This window comes from Streptomyces acidicola, from assembly GCF_009377235.1.
GTDB lineage: Bacteria > Actinomycetota > Actinomycetes > Streptomycetales > Streptomycetaceae > Streptomyces > Streptomyces acidicola.
On the sequence record NZ_VMNX01000009.1, the window covers coordinates 1 to 20,118 of the forward strand.

Here is a 20,118-nt window from a genome sequence, read left to right on the forward strand (position 1 = left end):
GTTCCTCCTGGGGGGGGGTGGGCCGTCGGGTGTGGGGATGACGGCGTGACCAGTCCGCTCGCGAGGGCCGCGGGAATTCAGGACCGTATTTCGCCACTTCCTTGTTTCCGAACGTGAGTAGCCCATAGCGGGAAAAAACTTTGAGCGGTACGACACGCACTGTTCGAGATATGGAACGGGTGTGGCGCCGGTAAGGGACGGCAGGAATGCAGCCACCTGTCGAACGAACCGTCCATGTGGCTCCGGAAACCCGGTGTCCGCAAGTATCCAGCCGCGAAGTGCGGCGTCAAGGGGCCGTGCGCGGACAACTCCCCACCGGAAAGGGCAATTTCATTTCTGCGGCACACATATCCGTCTGCTTACTGGCGGATCGCACCTGTGCGTTCGAGGTCGCGCGCGCCATGATGATCGCCATCGGTAACCGCCCCTGTGGACCAGACCAGCTGAGACGACCGTTCAAGGAGAGCCGTGGAAGACCAGAAGCAGCAGGAGCAGGCAAGCCCCGAGGTGCGGGCGCGCGTCCAGGCCAGCTTTGAACGCCAGGGACTGATGACTCATCTCGGTGCACGCATCACGCACATCGCACCGGGCTGTGTACACATCGCGCTACCCGGCCGACCCGAAGTGACCCAGCAGGACGGCTACTTCCACGCGGGCGCCACCAGTGCCATCGCCGACAGCGCGGGCGGTTACGCGGCGTTCACGTTGTTTCCCGAGGACGCCTCGGTACTCACCGTCGAATACAAGATCAACCTTCTCGCACCCGCTGTGGGCGACCACATCGAGGCCGTGGGCACGGTACTGAAGTCGGGGCGGACACTGACCGTGTGCCAACTGGAGGTGTTCGGCGTCCAGGGGAACCGGAGGTCACTCGTCGCGTCCGGCCAGCAGACGCTGATCCGCCTCTCCGAGAACGGGCGGTGACTCCGCTCGGCCATCGGCCCGACACACGTCGCGGAGTTCTCAGGGACCGGCCCGACGCGGGTCTCCCGCGCGTGAAAGCGGTGGACTCCGCACAGTCCACCGTGGTGGCGACCACGGGACAACAGCCACCGGTGAGGGCGGCAGCGTCGCACTCGTCGGTGCTCTGACGCACCGTGTCGGCGCCCCCCGGGGGGCGCCGGCTCGCCCGGACCCCCATCGCCCAGTCGCACCTCCCGGCGGCAACCTCCTCGCGCAACACCCTTGACACGATCACGAAACGAGCCGATAGTACCAGGACTTAAAGCGCTTTAAATTGTCCTGTTGTTCCAACGAAGCCGGCTCGAGAGTGCGGCTCCGCACCGCTCGCGCTGCACGACTCCCCTGCCACAGCGCCCTGTGCGCCGGCGGTCACCCTTCCCGGCACACGTCACCCCTTTCAGCTGCACAGTGAGGTGCACGAAGCATGAATGGCACACCCCTCCCCCTCGCCCGCAGAATCACCCCCGTCGTGGCCGTGGCCACCGCGGCCGCGCTCACGCTCGTGGGCTGTTCCAGCAGCTCCGGCGGCAAGAAGTCCGAAGAGGGCGGGACCGTGGCGTCGGCCGGAAAGGCCAGTACGCCGCGTATGACCATCGCGATGGTCACCCACGCCCCGGCCGGTGACACCTTCTGGGACATCATCCGCAAGGGCGCCGAGGCGGCCGCGGCCAAGGACAACGTCAAGCTCATCTACTCCAGCGACGAGAGCGCCGCCAACCAGGCGAACCTGGTACAGAACGCGATCGACCAGAAGGTCGACGGCATCGCGGTCACCCTGGCCAAGCCGGACGCCATGAAGGGCGTCGTGGCCAAGGCGGAGAAGGCAGGCATCCCCGTGGTCGGCCTCAACTCCGGCATGGACCAGTGGAAGCAACAGGGCATGCTGGAGTTCTTCGGACAGGACGAGTCCGTCGCCGGCCAGGCCTTTGGCAAGAAGCTCAACGAGACCGGTGCCGAGCACGCCATCTGTGTCGTCCAGGTCCAGGGACACGTCGGCCTGGAACAACGCTGCGCGGGCGTGAAGAAGACATTCGAGGGCAAGACGGAGAACCTCTACGTCAACGGCACGGACATGCCGTCGGTGAAGTCGACGATCACGGCCAAGCTCAAGCAGGACTCGTCCATCGACCAGGTCGTCACGCTGGGTGCCCCGTTCGCGCTGACCGCCGTGCAGTCGCTGTCCGACGCGGGCAGCAAGGCCAAGGTGGCCACGTTCGACCTGAACAAGGACCTCGTCGCCGCGATCAAGGACGGCGACATCGAGTTCGCGGTCGATCAGCAGCCCTACCTGCAGGGTTACCTCGCGGTCGACGCGCTGTGGCTGTACAGGAACAACGGCAATTACATGGGCGGCGGCGAGGCCCCGGTGCTGACCGGTCCGGCTTTCGTGGACAAGTCCAACGTCGAGACGGTCGCCAAGTTCGCCGCGAAGGGCACTCGGTGACGAGCGTGACCCGACAGGCCGAGGCCACGTGGGCAGTGGAGACACCGCCGGCCTCCGGACCCAAGCGAACCGCCCTGCGGACACGGCGTGATGGCCGTCGCTCCGCCCCTCAATGACTTACCGGAAGGCACTCTCTCGTGAAGATCGCACTCGACCCGTACATGATCCGGCACCTCCCGCTCCTCGAACTCCCGACCGTGGTAGCGGAGTTGGGCTACGAATGGATCGAGCTCTCGCCCCGAGAGGACTTCATCCCCTTCTTCCGCCACCCCCGGGTCGACGACGGCACGGTCCGCAGGTTCCGCAAGGCCCTGGACGCGGCGGGCGTCCGGATCTCGTCAATGCTGCCTCTCTTCCACTGGTCGGGGCCCGACGAGGACGACCGGCAGGCGGCCGTCCGCTACTGGAAGAGGGCCGTCCAGATCTGCTCCGACCTCGGCGTGGACAGCATGATCTCCGAGTTCAACGGCCGCCCGGAGGCCGCAGAGCGCAGCGAGGCGCAGTTCTGGCGCTCGATGGAGGAACTGCTCCCGCTCTTCGAACGCGAGGGCATCAAGCTCGCCCTGGAACCCCACCCGGACGACTTCATCGAGAACGGCTACGACGCGGTCAACCTCATCCGCGGCATCAACCACCCCCACGTCACCTTCCTCTACTGCGCCCCGCACACCTTCCACATCGGCAACGACGCCCCGGGCATCATCCGGTACGCCGGTGACCTGCTCACCCATGTGCACCTGGCCGACGCCTTCGACCACACCGCCTCCTCCGGCAACCGCTACATCCTCAACCCGCCCGGCACCCCCGCCCGCATCCACCAGCACCTCGACATGGGCGAGGGCGAGGTCGACTTCGACGAACTCTTCCGCGAGCTCCGCGCCAACGACTTCGACGGCACCCTCACCGCCTGCGTCTTCGCCTGGGAGGAACGAGCCAAGGAATCCTCCGCGTTCATGCGGAAGAAGATCGACGAATACCTGGCCGGCTGGTCCTGACGGCCGTGGTCATGAGCCCCTTCGGACTCCTTCGGCATTCTTCGACCCCCTTCGTATCTCTTCGTATCTCTCTGGAAGGCACCGCCATGACCACGTCCGCCAAACCGCTTTCCGTCGCAGTGATCGGAGCCGGTATGGCCGGCCGCAGCCACGCCGCCGGATACCGCAACGTCAACACGGTCTTCGGCGCCGGCCTGCCTCCGGTCCGGCTGGCCGCGATCGCCGATGCCAACCCCGAACTCGGGGAGGACGCCGCCCGTCGCTATGGGTTCGAGAGGGCGCTGCCGAGTTGGGAGGCCGTCGTCGAGGACCCGACAATCGACGCCGTCAGCATCGTCGTGGGCAACGCGTTGCACCGCCCGATCGCGGAGGCGCTGGTCGCGGCGGGCAAGCACGTGCTGTGCGAGAAGCCGCTGGCCGGATCGCTCGAAGACGCCCGTGCGATGGCCGAGTTGGAGCGCACCGCCGACGTGGTGACCGCCGTCGGGTACACCTTTCGCCGTTCCCCGGCCATCGCGGCGATCCGTGACCACGTACAGCGGGGCGAGCTCGGCGACCTCACGCTGTTCAGCGGCCGGTACTGGTGCGACTACGCCACCGACCCGAACGTGCCGCTGAGCTGGCGGTACAAGGGAGGCCCCGGTTCGGGTGCGCTCGGGGACATCGGCGCGCATGTGATCGACGCCGCCGAGTACATCGCAGGTCCCATCGCCGCGGTCTCCGGCGCCTCACTGTCGACGCAGATCCCCAAGCGGCCCCTGCCGCTGGGCGCGGTCGTCGGGCACAACGCCGCTCCCGTCTCCGACGAGTTCGGCGAGGTCGAGAACGAGGACACCGCGTCCTTCACCGCTCGCTTCGAGTCCGGCCTGGTAGGCACCTTCTCGGTGTCCCGCACCGCGTTCGGCCTGCCCAACGGGCTCTCCTTCGACGTCCTGGGCCTCGGCGGCCGGGCCGCGTTCGACCAGCACCGGCCGGCCGAGTACCTCTTCGACGACGCGCAGCCCGAGGCCCGCACACGCGGCGCCCGCCAGATCATCGCCGGCCCGCAGTTGCCGTACTTCGCGGGCGGCTACCCGATGGAGGCGCCGGGTGTGGGCGGCGGCAACGCCGAGATGTTCACCTTCCAGGCCCGGGCCTTCCTCGACCGGATCGCGGGCGTCGCCCACCCGCTGCCGGCCTGCGCCACCTTCGCCGACGCGCTGCGCACCATGGAGATCATCCAGGCAGTCGTCGACTCCTCCCTCGGCGGCGGCGCGGCCACCCCCGTTCCGCCCGCCGTCTGACCACCCGCATCCAAGGAGCGATCCCATGCCTCTCAAGCTCGGCGCCTACACCGCCTGCCTGCACGACCGGACCCTCACCGAGGCCCTCGACATCCTCAAGGAGAACGGTCTGACCTCCGTGGAGGTCAACACCGGCGGCTTCATCCCCTCCCCTCACTGCCCGGTCGACCTGCTGCTGTCCTCGGCCACCGCCCGCGAGGAGTACCTTGCGGCCTTCGCCGACCGCGGCATGGAACTGACCGGGCTCAACTGCAACGGCAACCCCCTCAACCCACTCCCGGGGGTCGGCCCGAAGCACGCCGACGACCTGCGCCGGACCATCCGCCTCGCGGCCCTGCTCGGTGTGCGGCACGTCGTGACGATGTCCGGCACCCCGGGCTCCGACCCCGACGCCAAGTACCCCTCCTGGGTCGTCAACCCCTGGGACGGCGTCTACATGGACGTCCTCGACTACCAGTGGGGCGTGGCCGTCGAGTTCTGGAAGGAGATCGACGCCCTCGCCCGCGAGAACGACGTCCGGGTCGCCATCGAGATGCACCCGCACAACCTGGTGTTCTCCCCGGTCACCCTGAAGCGGCTCGTCGACGAGGCCGGCACGACGAACATCGGCGCCGAGATGGACCCGTCCCACCTGATGTGGCAGGGCATGGACGTGATCGCGTGCATCAAGTGGCTGGGCCCGCTGGTGTTCCACGCCGCCGCGAAGGACGCGACGCTCTGCACGGGCGCCGACATCCGCGGCGTACTCGACACGTCGTTCACCCGCGTGCCCGCCGACGCGCCCGGCAAGGTGCCCACCGGCTACGGGTTCTGGTGCAACGCCTGGCCGGAGAACCCGGCGTGGAAGTTCGTCGCCGTCGGCATCGGAAACGACGTCCCCTACTGGACCGAGTTCCTGCGCGCCCTCGCCGAGATCGACCCGGACATGGCCGTGAACATCGAGCACGAGGACGCCGCCTACTCCCAGACCGAAGGACTCGCCCTGGCTGCCAAGAACCTCCACGCCGCCGCCGCGGCTCTCTGACCCGGCCTGCGTGGCCCCGTGCCCGGTCGGCGGGCACGGGGTTATGGCTGTGGCCAAGAATCCTGCGGGCTGTGGCCAGGAATCCTGCGGCTAACCCGCCAGTGCCTCGTCCTCGACCGGCTCGTCCTGGGCCATGCGACCGGCCACCCACAACGGCATCAGCCAATGGGTCACGAGCACGGCGATGAGTACGGGCGCCACGTACGCCCGCAGCGCGTCTCCACCGATCCCGCCGACGATCAGCAGGCCGGCCACGGCCGAGGCCAGCAGCAGGGTCATCGCCCTGTGGGAAACGGCCAGGACCCGGCGGCGTTCGGCCGACTGGCGCTCGTCCAGGGCCCGTTCGCGCAGTTCCAGCAGGCCGCGGGTGGCGCCGTTGATCACCCCGGTGGCGACCATCCAGGGCAGCAGCAGTACCGCTGTCGCGATGATGGCCCACAGGGGCTCCGCGTTCGCCAGGTAGATGTAGGCCACCAGCGCCTCCATGGCCACGGTGAGCGCGACATGCACCGCCACGACCACCCGCCGGCGCGCGGCCGTGGCGTACAGCGGCCGCCCCGCGGGGTCGTTCATCAGTTTCAGCATGCTCCGGTCGTAGCCGGTCATCCGCGTCGTCGTCATGGCTGTTTCCTCCCGTAGACCTCGTCCGTGAGCGGCCGGAACGGTTCGAGGGAGAACAACGCCTCCACCGGCAGCTCGAAGTGCTTCGCGATCTTCAGCGCCAGGTCGAGGCTCGGGTTGTACTGCCCCCGCTCGATGTAGCCGATGGTCTGGTAGTGCGCCCCCACCGCCTCGGCCAGGCTCTGGCGCGACACCTTCCGTTCGGCACGCACCATCGCCAACCTGTTGTGCACCTGCTCGCTCATGTATAAGAAGTACTACATTTCAGAGGGCAACTGCAATCCCACTCGCTGCCGTCTCACTGCCGTCCGCACCCGCTTGGGGCTGTGGAACTGCGTGGCGGCCGGTTCCAGTGCATGGTGGTGGCATGGACAGCCACGCACCTGTAGTGGTGCTGCCGCCCTCGCCGGACGGTGGGCGGCAGGTGACGATCCATGGCGAGGACGTGGGCATCGCGTACAGCCTGTTCGACGTGCTGGACCTGCTGCGCGATGCCGGTCTGCCCACCGAGGACCGGGCCGTCGACGATCCCGAGCTGATCGAATGGCGCGGCGGCGGACCGTACGACTGGAACGGCGCCGCGTAGCGGCCTGCGCACCAGCCCTCCACAAGTGGATCCGCCGCCCTCCGCGAGGTTGCCGTTTCGCTGCCTTCGAGTTCGTTTAGTGCACGTAGGTGCGAGGGAAACCACTTCTGTCCCACAGGAAGTCAATTGACCTTCAGGAAGTCAATTGACCTTGTTGGTGGCCGTAGTTGACCGGGGGGAACGGACATGCGCAACGGGGATCGTGACAGACTGCCGACCTGCTCGGCGGATCATCCCGGGATGTCGACCGAGGGCGGGATCGAGGTTCAACGGCAGCTGGAAACGCTCGTCAGGGACTTCCGCACCAGTGAGCCGCCGATGCCGGTCGTGGTCCTGCACGCCGAGGAAGGAGCCGACGACACCCAGGTCACGGGTCTTGTCGCCGAACTGCGCGACGGGCAGGACACACATGGAACCCGCTGCGCCGTCGCGCCCCCGGCGCAGGAGGGCCCGACGGAGGTCCTACGGGCCGCCCGTCTCGTGCGCGAACTCGGCGATCCGAAGCGATGGGGCAACCGGCACTCGATCTACCGGCGGTACGCGTTCCCGCGCGTTCGACTCGTGCACGCCATCGAGGACGCCGTCCGCGCACTGGGCGCCGACTGGCCCGGTCCGCCGGCCGGATCCGCGGCACCGGAGGCCGGGCATGATCCCGCGCAGGCCCTGCTGAACCAGCTGGCCAGACAGCGGTGGCGGCCCGAGGGGGCCGCGCGCTGGCATTCGGGGCTGCCCATGTTCGACATGGCGCACATACTCCCGGCCAGCCTGGTGACGGTACTTGCCGCGCTCCTCGCTCGAAGCGACTGGTACATGGCGGTCGCGTCGGGCGTCGGCTTTCTGTTGCTGCTCGCGGTGCTCAACTACGTACTGCCGGGGCGCGCGCCGATCTTCCTGTGGTTGCGCCGGGAGAGCCGCTGGTTCATGACCACGACCTTCCTCAGGGCAGCGGCGCAGGACCGTCCCACCGAGGTCTCGCTGCTGCGGCCGGTCCGCTCCTGGAAGGCGATCGCGGCGCGCGCGTACGACGTGGCGGAGGCACTGAAGGCGGGCCACGAGTTCCAGCTCCAGCTCTATGTGCTGGCCCTGTTCGAGGACCTGCGGGACAACCACCGTCGGCGCAGCTGGGATCTGCGCGGTTTCAAACGGCTGCGACCGCCGCTGCTGTTCGTACCGGGGGCCGGCACGGACAACGGCGGCATCGAGCTGATCAAAGCCGTGAGCGACGTGCGCAGCCGCCGGAGCGAACTGGATCCGCTGCTTCTCGTCGCGGCCGTGGGCGCTGACGACGTACGGCGACTGGAGCGCAGCGTCGTCCAGGGGACGCGTGCCGACGGGCCGGACCAGCAGGGGTTCCAGACCCGGTTGCGGGGCTGGTACGACGAGTGGGCGAGGAACCTGCGCGCGGAACAGTCACCGAGCCGCGAACGAGCGGTTCTGCCCTGGGTGTTGAAGATCCCGCTCCCCCGGGACGAGCTGAGACGTCTCCCGGACAGACAGCGGCACTGTGTGAAGGCTCCCGCACGGCCCTCGGTCGCCCGTATGGTGTGGGCCCTGCACACCCTCGCCCTGGTGCTGGTCCTGAGCGCCGCGACCACGGCCTGGCGCGCCGAGAGACTCTCCAAGGAGTACTGCTCCTCGTCCGTCCTGTCCGCCAACCGGGACACGGAACGCAGACCCGCGCCCGACGGCGACACGGAGTGCATAGGGATCGCCACGGGCGGCGTGCGCTTCGCCGACTGGCTGCCGGACGACGCCAAGGAGCCGGACACCAGGGCACAGGCCGACGGGAGCGGGGCGCCCTGGACCCTCGCCGAGCTGGAAGACCGTATCGCCCGGCAGAACGACGAGGTCCTCGGCGAGGAACGAGGCTACGTCACCCTGGTGTACGCGGGCCCGCTCAGCGCCGACCCCGACGGCGGCTCCTCACCGGTGAAGGGCCTGGAGGAACTTGCGGGTGTGTACCTGGCGCAGGCGGTCATCAACGACACCTTCCCCGTGAAGCTGCGCGTCCTGGTCGCCAACGGGGGCGTGGATCTGCACCACCAGACCGACATGGCCGACGCCATAGCGGCGTACGCGGCGAAGGACCCGACGGTGGTGGGCGTCGTCGGCACCGGGCGCGACCTCAAGTCCAGTGCGGCGACGACCCTCAAGCTCCGGAACGCCGGGCTGCCCGTCGTGTCGGGGACGAACTCCGCCACCTACCTGCCACGCGACTTCGCCAACTGGTTCAGCCTGGCCGCAACCGACGAATGGCAGTCCGCCCAACTCGGCCTGATAGCACAACAGTTGCGTACACGTGCCCGCACCCAGTACGGCCTGGTGCTGACCCGCGACACCAAGAAGACCGACGACCGCTACACCACCGAGCAGGCACGCTACGGCGGGAGGATGCTCGACAGGTACGGCTTCACGCTGCTGTCCGAGCGCCACTACACCCTGAGCGGCGGCAAGCCCGAGTTCCGCCGGCACACCGAGGAGCTCTGCCGGGGGACGCGCGTACCGTCCGTGATCTACTTCGCGGGCCGTGTCGAGGACGTCGATCCGCTGATGACCCAGCTCGGTACGGAACCCGGCTGTGCGGGGAAGAAGATGTCCATCATCACGGGCGACGACCTCTCCAAGGCCAACTTCTCGCAGGGCGAGGACGGCGTGGCCCCCAACGTCACGCTGTACCACGCCGCGCTCGCCGAACTGGCCAAGGCGGCCCGGGACACGGACTTCTACAAGGACGCCCGCACCTACCTTCCGGGGCTCGGCGAGCAGCGTGTCGGCCCCGACACGCCCGCGTTCGCCAGCGGCCAGACGGCCTTGTCACACGACGCGACGCAGGCCCTGTACTGGGCGGCCTCCCTCGACAACGCCCCCCAGAGCCGGGCGGCGACCTGGGTGAACCTCAGAACCGTCAAGCTTCAGGGCATGGCCACGGGCACGATCGACTTCACCGACGCGCCACTCTTCGGCGACAGGAAGGGCCACGGCATCGTCCTCACGGAAGTCTGGCGCACCGCCGACGGGGACTCGAAGTCTCGTGTCGTGTGCAGCAGGGTGGCCGGCGACGCGCGGGCCCTGACCGTGAAGGAGTGCGCCATCGAGCGTCGCGGCTGAGCCACGCTCCACGAGCACGCCGGGCGCACCCACGAGTCGTTCTTCCGCCACTTGTTCGCCTCCGACATGCTGGAGGCCTGCCGCCGGGCCGGTCGACACCTCCCGGTGGCTCTTCGGTGAGGACCGCCAGGGCGTACGGCCCGGCGGCCGACGAACAGCGCGACAGCTCCCCCACCCATGGCCCACCGGGTCACCCACGGGATCAGCCCACCGGATCAGTCCACCGGATCGAAAGAGGTGCCGGACATGAAGCACTCCCAGCGGCTCGGCGTCAGTGCCGCCGCCCTTGCCATCCTCGCCGCGCTTTCCGCCTGCGGAGGCGGGGATTCAGCGTCCTCGTCGTCGCCCAGAGACGCGTCAGGTGCCCCGGCGACGCTCAACGTCGCGATCCCCTCGGCCGTGGTCGCTCCCAAGGAGGAGGTCGCCACGTACGCGGTGGGCGACGCCGAGGGTTACTTCGCCGAGGAGAAGCTGAAGGTCGACGTGATCAACACCGACGGCTCGGTCGCCGCGGTCCAGGCCGTCGCCTCGGGCAGCGCCGACATCACGCCGGCGGACGCGGGAGCCATCCTCGCCGCGCGAGAGAAGGGCGTCCCCGTCAAGGCCGTAGGCGGCCTGGTGCGGAACTGGCCGTGGCGCATGGCCGTCCGGCCGGACAGCGAGATCAGGACCCCTGCCGATCTCAAGGGCAGGAAGGTCGGGGTCATCAGCCTCGCCTCCGGCTCGGCCATCTACGCCCGGGCGTACGCGGGCGACGCCGGACTGGACGCGGCCAAGGACGTCGAGTTACTGCCGGTCGGTGTGGGTGCGCAGGCACTGTCCGCGCTGGAGGACGGCAAGGTCGACGTGCTCGCGCTGTTCACACAGGCGTACACCACGATCGAGAACACCGGCGCCGAGTTCCGCTACCTGGACAACTCCGATGCCTTCGAGGGCATCCGCTCCCTGACGTTCGCGGTGACCGAGAGGACCCTGAAGGAGAAGAAGGACGTGTTGACGCGCTATCTGCGCGCTTCGTACAAGGCACTGCTCTTCTCCGCCGTCAACCCCGAGGCCGCCATGCGCGACGGCTACGAGGTCTTCCCGCGGCTGCTGACCGGCAAGAAGGCCGACGACCGTGTCGGCGACGACAGCAGGAGCCTCAACGCGTGGATCAGGACCGCCGTCCCCGCCGCCGGTGAGCCCGAGGGCTTCAGCAACTGGGGTGCGATCAGCGAAGCGGAGTGGAACAAGACGGTCGCCTACACCAAGGCGTCCGGCCAGACCACCCAGGACACCGATCTCGCGGAACTGTGGGACGACAGCCTGCTCCAGGGCGCCAACGACTTCGACAACACGGCCGTGATCGAGAAGGCGAAAGCCGCCGAACAGTGAGCGACCCGACGCCACCAGCAGGGAGATCAGGACGCCGTTATGGACGAAGACCGCTGGATCGAAGTCGACGGACTGCACAAGATCTACCGGCCGCGCAAGTCCCGGCCGACCCACGCACTCTCGGACATCACCTTCACTGTCCGGCGCGGTGAGTTCATCTCGGTCGTCGGGCCCTCGGGGTGCGGCAAGACCACGTTGCTGAAGATCCTCGCCGGGATCGTCCGCGGGAGCGAGGGGACGGTCCGTGTCGCGGGCCGCGACGTGACAGGGCCACTGCCCGAAGTGGGCATGGTCTTCCAGGCGGCCACCCTCCTGCCGTGGCGCACGATTCTGCAGAACGTGATGGTGCCCGTGGAGGTGCGGAAGCTCGACGCCCGTGTGTACCGGGAGCGGGCCGAGAGGCTGCTCGGGATGGTCGGCCTCGACGGCTTCGAGGGCAAGTACCCGCATGAGCTGAGCGGCGGGATGCAGCAGCGCGCCGGAATCTGCCGGGCCCTGGTGCACGACCCGGCCGTGTTGCTGATGGACGAGCCCTTCGGTGCGCTGGACGCCCTGACCCGCGAGTACATGAACGTCGAGCTGCTGCGGATCTGGCGGGAGAGCGGCCAGACGATCGTGTTCGTCACCCACTCCATCCCCGAGGCGGTCTTCCTCTCCGACCGGGTGGTGGTTCTCAGTCCCCGTCCCGGCCGCGTCGCCGAGATCGTCGACATCGGGCTGGAACGCCCGCGCTCGATCGGCGCCATGGCCTCGCACCGGGCCGGGGCCCATGTGGGCCGGATCCGCAGACACTTCAACGCCACGTGGGTGATCGACTCATGAAGCGCTTCCGCGTGGACCTGAGAGAACGCCCCGAACTGCTGCTGGTTCCGGGCGTCTTCGCGATCGTCGTGCTGTCCTGGGAGTTCGCCGTCCCCGCCTTCGGGATCGACGACTATGTGCTGCCGCGCCCCTCCCAGATCTTCGACGCCCTGCTGACGCAGCTGGGCGACCCGTTGTTCTGGGGCCATCTGAAGGTCACGGTGCTGGAGTCGTTGTACGGCTTTCTCCTCGGCGTGGGGGCGGCGCTGGTGCTGGGTACGGCGATCTCGCAGGTGCGGCTGATCGAGCGCACCTTCATGCCGTACGTCGTCGCCTTCCAGACGGTGCCCAAGGTGGCCCTCGCGCCGCTGTTCGTGGTGTGGTTCGGCTTCGGTATGACGAGCAAGGTCGTCATGGCGGCGGTGATCTCGTTCTTCCCGATGCTGGTCAATGTGATCGAGGGGCTGCGCTCGGCCGATGCCGACCGGATCCAGATGCTCACGGTGTTCGGCGCCGGCCGGTTCCAGGTCTTCAGGATGGTGCGTCTGCCGAGCGCGCTCCCCTTCATCTTCGCCGGCCTCGACATCGGGATCGTCTTCTCGATCCTCGGCGCCGTCGTCGGCGAGTTCATCGGCGCGAAGGAGGGCCTGGGATACCTCCTGCTGCAGACCAACTACAACTTCGACATCGCGGGGATGTTCGCCGTGCTGGTGGTGCTCTCCGTACTGGGGCTGATCGCCCACTTCATCATCCGGTTCGCCCAGCGGCGCCTGGTGTTCTGGGCCGAGGAGAACCGGGTGATCGGCGCATGAGGAGCTCGGGACAACAGCGGCAGGAGGCCGGCGTGGCTGAGATGACAGAGTATGACCTGGTGGTGAAGGACGCCCGCGTCGTCACCCACGACCGTGACGACGCCAGGACCGCGGACATCGCCGTCAGCGGTGGGCGCATCGCCGCCGTGGCTCCCGGCATCGCCGTGGGAGACACCCGTCGCGTGGTCGACGCCGGCGGCAGGCTGGCGTTCCCCGGCGTGGTCGACGCCCACCAGCACTGGGGGATCTACAACCCGCCGGCCGAGGACGCGGTCACCGAGAGCCGCGCGTGCGCGCAGGGCGGGGTGACCACCGCCCTGACCTACGTGCGGACCGGCCGGTACTACCTCAACAGGGGCGGCGCGTACGCCGACTTCTTCCCCGAGGTACTGGACGCCGTCTCGGGCCGCGCCCACATCGACTACGGCTTCCACCTCGCGCCGATGTCACGCGCTCACATAGCCGAGATCCCCGATTTGATCGAGCGGTTCGGCGTCAGCTCGTTCAAGGTCTTCATGTTCTACGGCGGCCACGGCCTGCACGGCAGGTCCGACGACCAGAACGCGTTCCTCATGCTCCCCGAGGACGAACGGTACGACTACGCGCACTTCGAGTTCGTCATGCGCGGGGTGCAGGCCGCACGCGAGCGGTTCCCCGGCCTCGCCGACGAGATCTCGCTCTCCCTGCACTGCGAGACCGCCGAGATCATGACCGCCTACACCAAGCTGGTCGAGGAGACGGGCGACCTCACCGGGCTCGCCGCGTACAGCGCCTCCCGGCCACAGCACTCCGAAGGACTCGCGGTCTCCATCGCCTCCTACCTGGCGCACGAGACGGAGCTGCCGACCATCAACCTGCTGCACCTGTCCTCGCGCAAGGCGGTCGACGCCGCCGTACGGATGAGCCGGGCGTTCCCGCACATCGACTTCCGCCGCGAGGTCACCGTCGGGCATCTGCTCGCCGACATCACCACCGCGCACGGCCTCGGCGGCAAGGTCAACCCGCCGCTGCGGCCCCGTGACGACGTCGAGGCGCTGTGGGAGTACGTACTCGACGGTACGGTCGACTGGGTCGTCAGCGACCACGCGTGCTGCCGCGAGGAGGTGAAGTTCGGTGAGCCCAGGGACGATGTCTTCCTCGCCAGGTCCGGATTCGGCGGAGCCGAGTACCTCCTCGCGGGCGTGATCACCGAGGGGACGAGGCGCGGCCTGTCGCTGGGCCGGATCGCCGCGCTGACCTCCTGGAACCCGGCCCGGCGCTACGGGCTGCGCACCAAGGGCGCCATCGCCCCCGGCTTCGACGCGGACATCGCCCTGGTCGATCCGGGCCGCACCTGGACCGTGCGCGCCGCGGAGTCGGAGTCGACGCAGGAGTACACCCCCTTCGAGGGCTTCGAGCTGACCGCGCGGGTCACCGACACCTTCCTGAGGGGCCACCACGTCCTGCGGGCGGGCAAGGTCGTCGGTGAGCCCGTCGGCGCCTACCTGCATCGCCCGGCCCGCACCCCGGCCCGCACCACGTAGGCGGTGTCCGTTTCGGACGCCGCTTCAGTCGCTTGAGCCGCTGCGGTCCGTGAAGGCGCCGTGGGTGTCGAAGGCCAGCTTGGCGAAGCGTTCGCCGATGCGGCGGTGGGTGGCGGCGTCCGGGTGGAGCTCGTCGGGCAGCGGCAGCTCGGCGAAGTCGGCCTCGCCGTAGAGGTCGCGGCCGTCGAGGTGGTGGAGGTTCGGGTCCTCGGCCGCCCGCTGCTCCACGATGCGGGCCAGCTCGTCCCGTATGACGCCGAGGGTCAGCTTCCCGAGGGCGCGTTCCGCCGGATCGCCCATGGCGACGAACCGCAGTCGGCCGGTGCTGAGGTTGCTGAAGTCCGGGGCGCTGGGCCCCGGCGTGTCCTCGTGGATGGGGCACAGGATGGGCGAGACGACCAGCAGCGGTGTCGTGGGGTGGCCTTCGCGGATGGTGTCGAGGAAGCCGTGGACGGCGGGAGTGAAGGCGCGCAGACGCATGAGGTCGGCGTTGACCAGGTTGATACCGATCTTGACGCTGATCAGGTCGGCGGGAGTGTCACGGATGGTACGGGCCGTGAACGGATCGAGCAGGGCGCTGCCGCCCAGGCCCAGGTTGATCAGTTCCACACCGCCGAGGGAGGCGGCGAGTGCGGGCCAGGTGGTGGTGGGGCCGGCGGCGTCGGAGCCGTGACTGATCGAGCTGCCGTGGTGCAGCCACACCCTGCGGCCCGAATCCACGGCAGGCTCGATGGGGGCGTCCGTGCGCAGGGCGGCGAGTTCGGTGGTCTCGTTGTGCGGCAGCCAGATCTCGACGTCCTTGACGGTGCCGGGAAGTCCGGTGAAGCGGAGGGTGCCGGGAGGGCCGGAGTACTGCTCGGCCGTTCCGGTGGACATGTCGATGGTCAGGGTGTTGCCGCCCGTCACGCTGCCCTGGCCGGCCAGGCGGCCGTCGACGATCAGGTCGTACACGCCGTCCGGGCGGGGAGGAGCGCCCACGTAGACACGTTTGGTGGGCAGCGTGTCCAGCTCGACCGCGGTGGCCCGGGTGCGGAAGACCAGGCGTACGCCCGACGGCTGGGCCTCGGCCATGGCCAGTTGCGGGTCGGCGCACTGGGCGCGGGCCCGGGCCGGCAGCCGGTGCGGCAGGACGCCGTACTCGGTGCGCTCCACGTCCAGGGCGCCGCGCAGGAGCTCCGCGGTGACGGGCGTGGTGATCCAGTGGTTGTCCATGGTGTGTGCTGCCTCAACTTGTTGATCAGTGTGCGGGACCCTGGGCGGTCGGTGCCGGCCAGTTCCGGAGCAGGGCATCGAGGGCGTCGACGATGCGTGTCCAGGTGGTCTGCGTGTCGGGGGCGCTGTGACTGAACCCTCCCCCCAGTTCCAGGCTGACGTAGCCGTGGAAGACGCTGCCCAGGAGCCGGACGGCGTGCGTCTGGTCCGGCTCCGTCAGGTCGTAGCCGCGCAGGATCGCCCGCGTCATCTGGGCGTGTCTGACACCCGCGCTGGCGGCCGCCGCCTCCGGGTCGAGCCTCAACTGGGCTGCGGCATAGCGGCCGGGGTGCTCCCGGGCGTAGTCACGGTAGACGTTCGCCAAGGCGGCCAGGGCGTCCTTGCCGGCCCGCCCGGCAAGCGCGGCGGCACCCCGGTCGGCGAGCTCTTCCAGGGCGAGCAGACAGATCAGGGTCTTGAGGTCGTGGGAGTTCCTCACGTGTGAGTACAGGCTCGCGACCTTGACGTCGAACCGCCTGGCGAGCGCCGAGACCGTCACCTCGTCGAAGCCGACCTCGTCGGCCAGTTCCGCACCCGCCCGGGCCAGGCGTTCCCGGGTCAGCCCTGCGCGCGCCATAACCATCCCCTCGTTGAACTACATCGATTATGCAATTACCTAAAGCCTTTAGGCAACCAGGGTAGCCGTGTGTGAGACGGCTCTCGTACGTCGCAATCAGTCGCAATCCGTCGCACCCCGGGGCCGACGTGCGCCGACGCCCCGCCCGGTGGAGTCTGAGGTGCATGGAGCTCAAGGGCGCACGCCGACGCGGCGGCAGGGAGCACGATGTCGACGCCGTGCTCGACGAGCTCTACACCACTCCCCCGGCCCACTTCGTCCCGCGCCGCGAGGAGTTGGCCGCCGCGGCGCGGACGGCGGGCCGCGCCGAGGACTCCCGCCGGATCCGATCGGCCCGCCGCCCCACACTGGCGGCGTGGGCCGCGAACCTGCTCCTGCGCTCCAAGCCGCAGGAAAGCCGGCAGTTCCTGGAGCTCGGGAGCGCGTTGCGCGAGGCCCACCGCACCATGGACCCCGGCGCGATCAAGGACCTGTCCGGGCAGCGGCGGCGCGTCGTCGCCGCCCTGTCCCGGCAGGCGGCACAGCTCGCCCTCGATGCCGGGCACCGGCTGTCGGACTCGGTGCGGCACGAGGTCGAATCCACCCTGAACGCGGTGCTCGCCGACCCGGACGCCGCCGACCTGTGGGCCACCGGCCGTCTGCACAGCGCCCTCACCCCACCGGCGGCCTTCCCGTCCGGCACTGCTCCGGCGGCCGGGACCCGGCGGAAGGCGGCAAGCCCGACCGCACCTCCGTCGCCCCGGGCGCAGCGGACCGACGAACTCGCCGAGCGGCGACGCGCACGGGAGGAGAAACTCGCCCAGGCCCACAGGGCGGCCGAAGAGGCCGTGCGGCGGCTCCGCGACCAGCGCACGGAGTACGCGGCTGCCGAAGCCTCGCTGGAGCAGGCACGCGACCGCCAGGACCGGGCTCAGCAGCGGGTGGTTGACGCGGAACAGCAGGTGCAGCAGGCGCGCGAGGCCCTCAAGCCGGCCGGCCGCGAACAGCGGCAGGCGGAGAAACAGCTCCGGGCCTCCGCCGACGCGCTCGCCCGCGCCGAACGAGAGGCCCGCGAGACCGCGCGCGAAGTGCAGCGCCTCGGCAGGGGGCAACGCTCATGAGGCGGAAGCCACCGGCATCGTGGCGGGAGAGGACCGACGAGTCCCGAGATCGGGACTCATCGATCCTGGTCAACGCTGTTGTACGGGTTCACGTTGCACGGGTTCACGTTGAAGACTCGCCTCCAGGTCGTCGAGGGCCTGGCGCGCGGCTGTGATGCGGGCGCGCAGTTCGCGTTCGGCGTCGGCCGGAGGCCCGGCGGACGCGGGAAGAGCCGTCCCGGGCCGCCGGTTCTCGTCGCCCTGTTCCCGCTCCAGTTCGCGTGCCTCATCCAGAGAGCTGATGACCACACCGATGAGGACGTTCACGAGGACGAAGGAAGCCAACAGGACGTAGGAGGCGTAGTAGACGATGCTCCAGCGGGAGATCTCCAGACCGGCACGGACCGCGTCGCCCAGGCCGTCCAGGGTCATCAGGAGGAAGAGGGTGAGCACCGCGCGGCCGAGGGAGCCGTAGTGCTCGGGGTTGGCGTCGGCGAAGAAGACCCAGCCGACCATGGCGTAGACGTACAGCAGCAGGGCGCCGACGACCAGGAAGCTGAACGTGCCGGGAAGACTGCGGCCCACGGCGACCATGAAGACGCGCAGCTGCGGCAGGAAACGGGCGGTGCGCAGGACACGCGCGAGGCGCAGCAGCCGCAGGACCGTGCTGTTCTCGCGGACGACGGGCAGGAACGCGGAAGCGACCACGGCCAGGTCGAACAGGTTCCACGGGTCGCGGAAGAACTCGCGCGGACGGTCGGCGTGCGCGCAGGCACGCAGGAGTATCTCGACGGTGAAGGCGGCCAGACAGAGGTGTTCGGCGAGGCGTAACCAGTACCGCCAGTCCTCGGCGAGTGCGCTGTACGTCTCCACTCCCAGCAGGGCCCCATTGGTGAGGATGAGGATGAAGACGGTGAGGGCGAACCACCGGGCCTCCGTGACGGTGCGTGCCCACTGTGCCAGCGCCGGGCGGGAGCCCCACCAAGCCTTGGCCGTACGGTCGTGACGGTCGATCATCCTGCTGTACCTGCTCCTTCGCGCAGCGCGACATTCCCGCCCAACCGGGGTGGCGGGCGGGCCTGTCGAGCGATCATGCTCCAGGAGAGACTTTTACAGCACTGTAGATACGCATATCGCGCGGGTGGCCATCCGAACGGGTCAGGGGCGGGCCGCCCGGTGTCGCGGCGACGTCACCGTATGGCGGCGGGATCGAGGTCCGTCCCCACGACGAGCGTCACCACGCCCGCGGCGGCGCTCGCGTCCTGTGTGGCCTCGGTGTCGGGCAGCCGGGACGACAGGACCTCGGCCTGCTCACGCAGCTCGCCCGGGTACGTGACCTTGGTGGTCCGGGTGGTCTCGGGAGCGTTGCCCGTTCCGACGACGGTGAGTCCGGCCTCACGCAGCCTCTCGGCGACGGCGGCGGCTCGCCCGGTGACGCCCGTGCCGTTGAGGACCTGGATGCGTACGGAGGAGGCGTACACCGGGTTCTTCCCGTCCGCCGTCAGCTTCTCCTTGTCGACCTCGCGGTCCTTGGCGAGGGAGGTGAACAGGTCGGCGGCCTGCGGGTACTGCCACACGACGTTGGCCTTGTCGGTGGCCACGTCGGCCTCGCGCGGGTAGTTGGGGACGGTGAGGAAGGTCAGCCGGTCGCTCGGTATGCCCTTGAGTTCGGAGGCGAGGCCGTAGAGCGGCTTGATACCGGCCAGGTCCTCGTCCGTGGTCAGGGACTTCGTGGCGGACTCCAGGAAGCCGTACAGCGCGTTGGGGCTGGTCAGTTTGGACTGTGCCTTTTCCGCCAGGGCCTTCATGAACTCCTGCTGGCGGCCGATACGGCCGATGTCGGAGCCGTCGCCGACGCTGTAGCGGGCGCGTACGTAGCCGAGCGCCTTCTCGTCCTTGACGGTCTGGCAGCCGGCTTCCAGATCCAGGTGCGCCTTCTCGTCGTGGATGGCCTGCTCGGGGCAGACCTCTATGCCGTCCAGGGCGTTGACCATCCCCTTGAAGCCCTGGAAGTCCACGGACATGAAGTGGTCGATACGCAGGCCGGTGTTGGCCTCGATCGTCCTGATGCTGCAGGCGGCGGCGTCGGCGACCTCGCCGCCGGTGCCCCCGATCGCGAACGCCGCGTTGATCTTGGAGTGTTGGGCTGCGGAAGTGGCGCCGTCGCCGCTGTCGCACTCCGGTATCTCCACCCACGAGTCACGCGGGAACGACACCACCGTGGCCCACTTCCGGTCCGCCGGGATGTGCACCACCATCAGCGTGTCCGACTGCATGGTGGTGAGGCCCTTGCCGTACCCGGCATTGGCACCGTCACGGCTGTCCGAGCCGACGACCAGGATGTTCTTCGAACCGGGGCTGAGGTTGACGGGACGGTTCCCGCCGAGCTTGTTGTCGAGATCGGCGGACCCGATGTTGTCGTCCAGGCTCTGGTACATCCAGGCACCGACCCCGCCGACGCCGAGGGCGCACACGGCCAGTCCCCCGGCGCCCCACACGACGATCCGCCCCCGCCTGGTCAGCCGCGTCGGCCGGCCCTCGCGCGGCGTACTCCTCGATTTCCCCCTGTTGCCCACCGGCGCCCTTCCCCCGTCTCGGCCGCACCGGGCCGGTCAACTCCCTCTGCACGTCCGATGCCGGTGCGCATCGAACGACGTAACTCTAGGCCCACGCAGGG

Annotated in this window: 18 protein-coding genes; 12 read left to right on the forward strand and 6 right to left on the reverse strand. The window is 69.1% G+C overall.

Annotation, left to right across the window (positions count from 1 at the left end):
• Nucleotides 1-468: 468 nt before the first annotated feature.
• The 5 genes from FPZ41_RS05270 (at nucleotide 469) to FPZ41_RS05295 (ending at nucleotide 5,709) form a co-directional block, all read left to right on the forward strand.
• Complete coding sequence (locus FPZ41_RS05270; protein WP_322619847.1) at nucleotides 469-924, forward strand: PaaI family thioesterase; 456 nt, start codon at nucleotides 469-471, stop codon at nucleotides 922-924.
• A 463-nt stretch (nucleotides 925-1,387) separates the two neighbouring features.
• Nucleotides 1,388-2,407 (forward strand): sugar ABC transporter substrate-binding protein, encoded by a 1,020-nt coding sequence (locus tag FPZ41_RS05280; RefSeq protein WP_152859610.1) that lies wholly within the window; start codon nucleotides 1,388-1,390, stop codon nucleotides 2,405-2,407.
• A gap of 137 nt (nucleotides 2,408-2,544) precedes the next feature.
• On the forward strand, nucleotides 2,545-3,402 hold the full coding sequence (locus tag FPZ41_RS05285; protein WP_322619848.1) for a sugar phosphate isomerase/epimerase family protein: 858 nt from the start codon (nucleotides 2,545-2,547) through the stop codon (nucleotides 3,400-3,402).
• 86 nt (nucleotides 3,403-3,488) lie between these two features.
• A complete protein-coding gene (locus FPZ41_RS05290) occupies nucleotides 3,489-4,685 on the forward strand; it encodes a Gfo/Idh/MocA family protein (protein ID WP_152859612.1) in 1,197 nt (398 codons plus the stop codon).
• A 25-nt stretch (nucleotides 4,686-4,710) separates the two neighbouring features.
• Nucleotides 4,711-5,709, forward strand: a complete 999-nt coding sequence (locus tag FPZ41_RS05295; protein WP_152859614.1) for a sugar phosphate isomerase/epimerase family protein — start codon at nucleotides 4,711-4,713, stop codon at nucleotides 5,707-5,709.
• A gap of 90 nt (nucleotides 5,710-5,799) precedes the next feature.
• On the opposite strand, the gene FPZ41_RS05300 is transcribed toward FPZ41_RS05295, so the two are convergent.
• Both FPZ41_RS05300 and FPZ41_RS05305 read right to left on the reverse strand, forming a co-directional pair.
• Nucleotides 5,800-6,330: a hypothetical protein gene (locus tag FPZ41_RS05300; RefSeq protein WP_152859616.1), complete on the reverse strand. Its 531-nt coding sequence runs from the start codon at nucleotides 6,328-6,330 to the stop codon at nucleotides 5,800-5,802.
• Nucleotides 6,327-6,575 (reverse strand): helix-turn-helix transcriptional regulator, encoded by a 249-nt coding sequence (locus tag FPZ41_RS05305; protein WP_131560972.1) that lies wholly within the window; start codon nucleotides 6,573-6,575, stop codon nucleotides 6,327-6,329. Before FPZ41_RS05305 ends, FPZ41_RS05300 begins: the two co-directional genes overlap by 4 nt.
• Before the next feature lie 122 nt (nucleotides 6,576-6,697).
• Between FPZ41_RS05305 and FPZ41_RS05310 the strand changes: the two genes are divergently transcribed.
• The 6 genes from FPZ41_RS05310 (at nucleotide 6,698) to FPZ41_RS05335 (ending at nucleotide 14,534) form a co-directional block, all read left to right on the forward strand.
• Complete coding sequence (locus tag FPZ41_RS05310; protein WP_152859618.1) at nucleotides 6,698-6,916, forward strand: hypothetical protein; 219 nt, start codon at nucleotides 6,698-6,700, stop codon at nucleotides 6,914-6,916.
• A 240-nt stretch (nucleotides 6,917-7,156) separates the two neighbouring features.
• Complete coding sequence (locus tag FPZ41_RS05315; RefSeq protein ID WP_152859620.1) at nucleotides 7,157-10,024, forward strand: type 1 periplasmic-binding domain-containing protein; 2,868 nt, start codon at nucleotides 7,157-7,159, stop codon at nucleotides 10,022-10,024.
• A 246-nt stretch (nucleotides 10,025-10,270) separates the two neighbouring features.
• The gene (locus tag FPZ41_RS05320; protein ID WP_152859622.1) at nucleotides 10,271-11,398 is read left to right on the forward strand and encodes an ABC transporter substrate-binding protein; all 1,128 of its coding nucleotides are present in this window, start codon (nucleotides 10,271-10,273) and stop codon (nucleotides 11,396-11,398) included.
• 39 nt (nucleotides 11,399-11,437) lie between these two features.
• Nucleotides 11,438-12,220 carry an ABC transporter ATP-binding protein gene (locus FPZ41_RS05325; RefSeq protein WP_152859624.1) on the forward strand — a complete coding sequence of 261 codons (783 nt, stop codon included), beginning with the start codon at nucleotides 11,438-11,440 and terminating at the stop codon, nucleotides 12,218-12,220.
• Nucleotides 12,217-13,011, forward strand: coding sequence for an ABC transporter permease (locus FPZ41_RS05330; protein WP_152859626.1), 795 nt, complete (start codon nucleotides 12,217-12,219; stop codon nucleotides 13,009-13,011). Before FPZ41_RS05325 ends, FPZ41_RS05330 begins: the two co-directional genes overlap by 4 nt.
• 41 nt (nucleotides 13,012-13,052) lie before the next feature.
• Nucleotides 13,053-14,534: a dihydroorotase gene (locus FPZ41_RS05335; RefSeq protein WP_152859736.1), complete on the forward strand. Its 1,482-nt coding sequence runs from the start codon at nucleotides 13,053-13,055 to the stop codon at nucleotides 14,532-14,534.
• 24 nt (nucleotides 14,535-14,558) lie between these two features.
• On the opposite strand, the gene FPZ41_RS05340 is transcribed toward FPZ41_RS05335, so the two are convergent.
• Together FPZ41_RS05340 and FPZ41_RS05345 are read right to left on the reverse strand one after the other, a co-directional pair.
• Nucleotides 14,559-15,746, reverse strand: coding sequence for a GDSL-type esterase/lipase family protein (locus FPZ41_RS05340; RefSeq protein WP_152859628.1), 1,188 nt, complete (start codon nucleotides 15,744-15,746; stop codon nucleotides 14,559-14,561).
• Between the two features lie 25 nt (nucleotides 15,747-15,771).
• Entirely contained in the window at nucleotides 15,772-16,362 is a 591-nt protein-coding gene (locus tag FPZ41_RS05345; protein ID WP_152859630.1) for a TetR/AcrR family transcriptional regulator, read from the reverse strand.
• 164 nt (nucleotides 16,363-16,526) lie between these two features.
• Between FPZ41_RS05345 and FPZ41_RS05350 the strand changes: the two genes are divergently transcribed.
• A complete protein-coding gene (locus FPZ41_RS05350) occupies nucleotides 16,527-17,462 on the forward strand; it encodes a hypothetical protein (protein WP_152859632.1) in 936 nt (311 codons plus the stop codon).
• Between the two features lie 69 nt (nucleotides 17,463-17,531).
• On the opposite strand, the gene FPZ41_RS05355 is transcribed toward FPZ41_RS05350, so the two are convergent.
• Nucleotides 17,532-18,458: an ion transporter gene (locus tag FPZ41_RS05355; RefSeq protein WP_152859634.1), complete on the reverse strand. Its 927-nt coding sequence runs from the start codon at nucleotides 18,456-18,458 to the stop codon at nucleotides 17,532-17,534.
• Between the two features lie 173 nt (nucleotides 18,459-18,631).
• Complete coding sequence (locus FPZ41_RS05360; RefSeq protein WP_322619849.1) at nucleotides 18,632-20,017, reverse strand: LCP family protein; 1,386 nt, start codon at nucleotides 20,015-20,017, stop codon at nucleotides 18,632-18,634.
• Nucleotides 20,018-20,118: the final 101 nt, after the last annotated feature.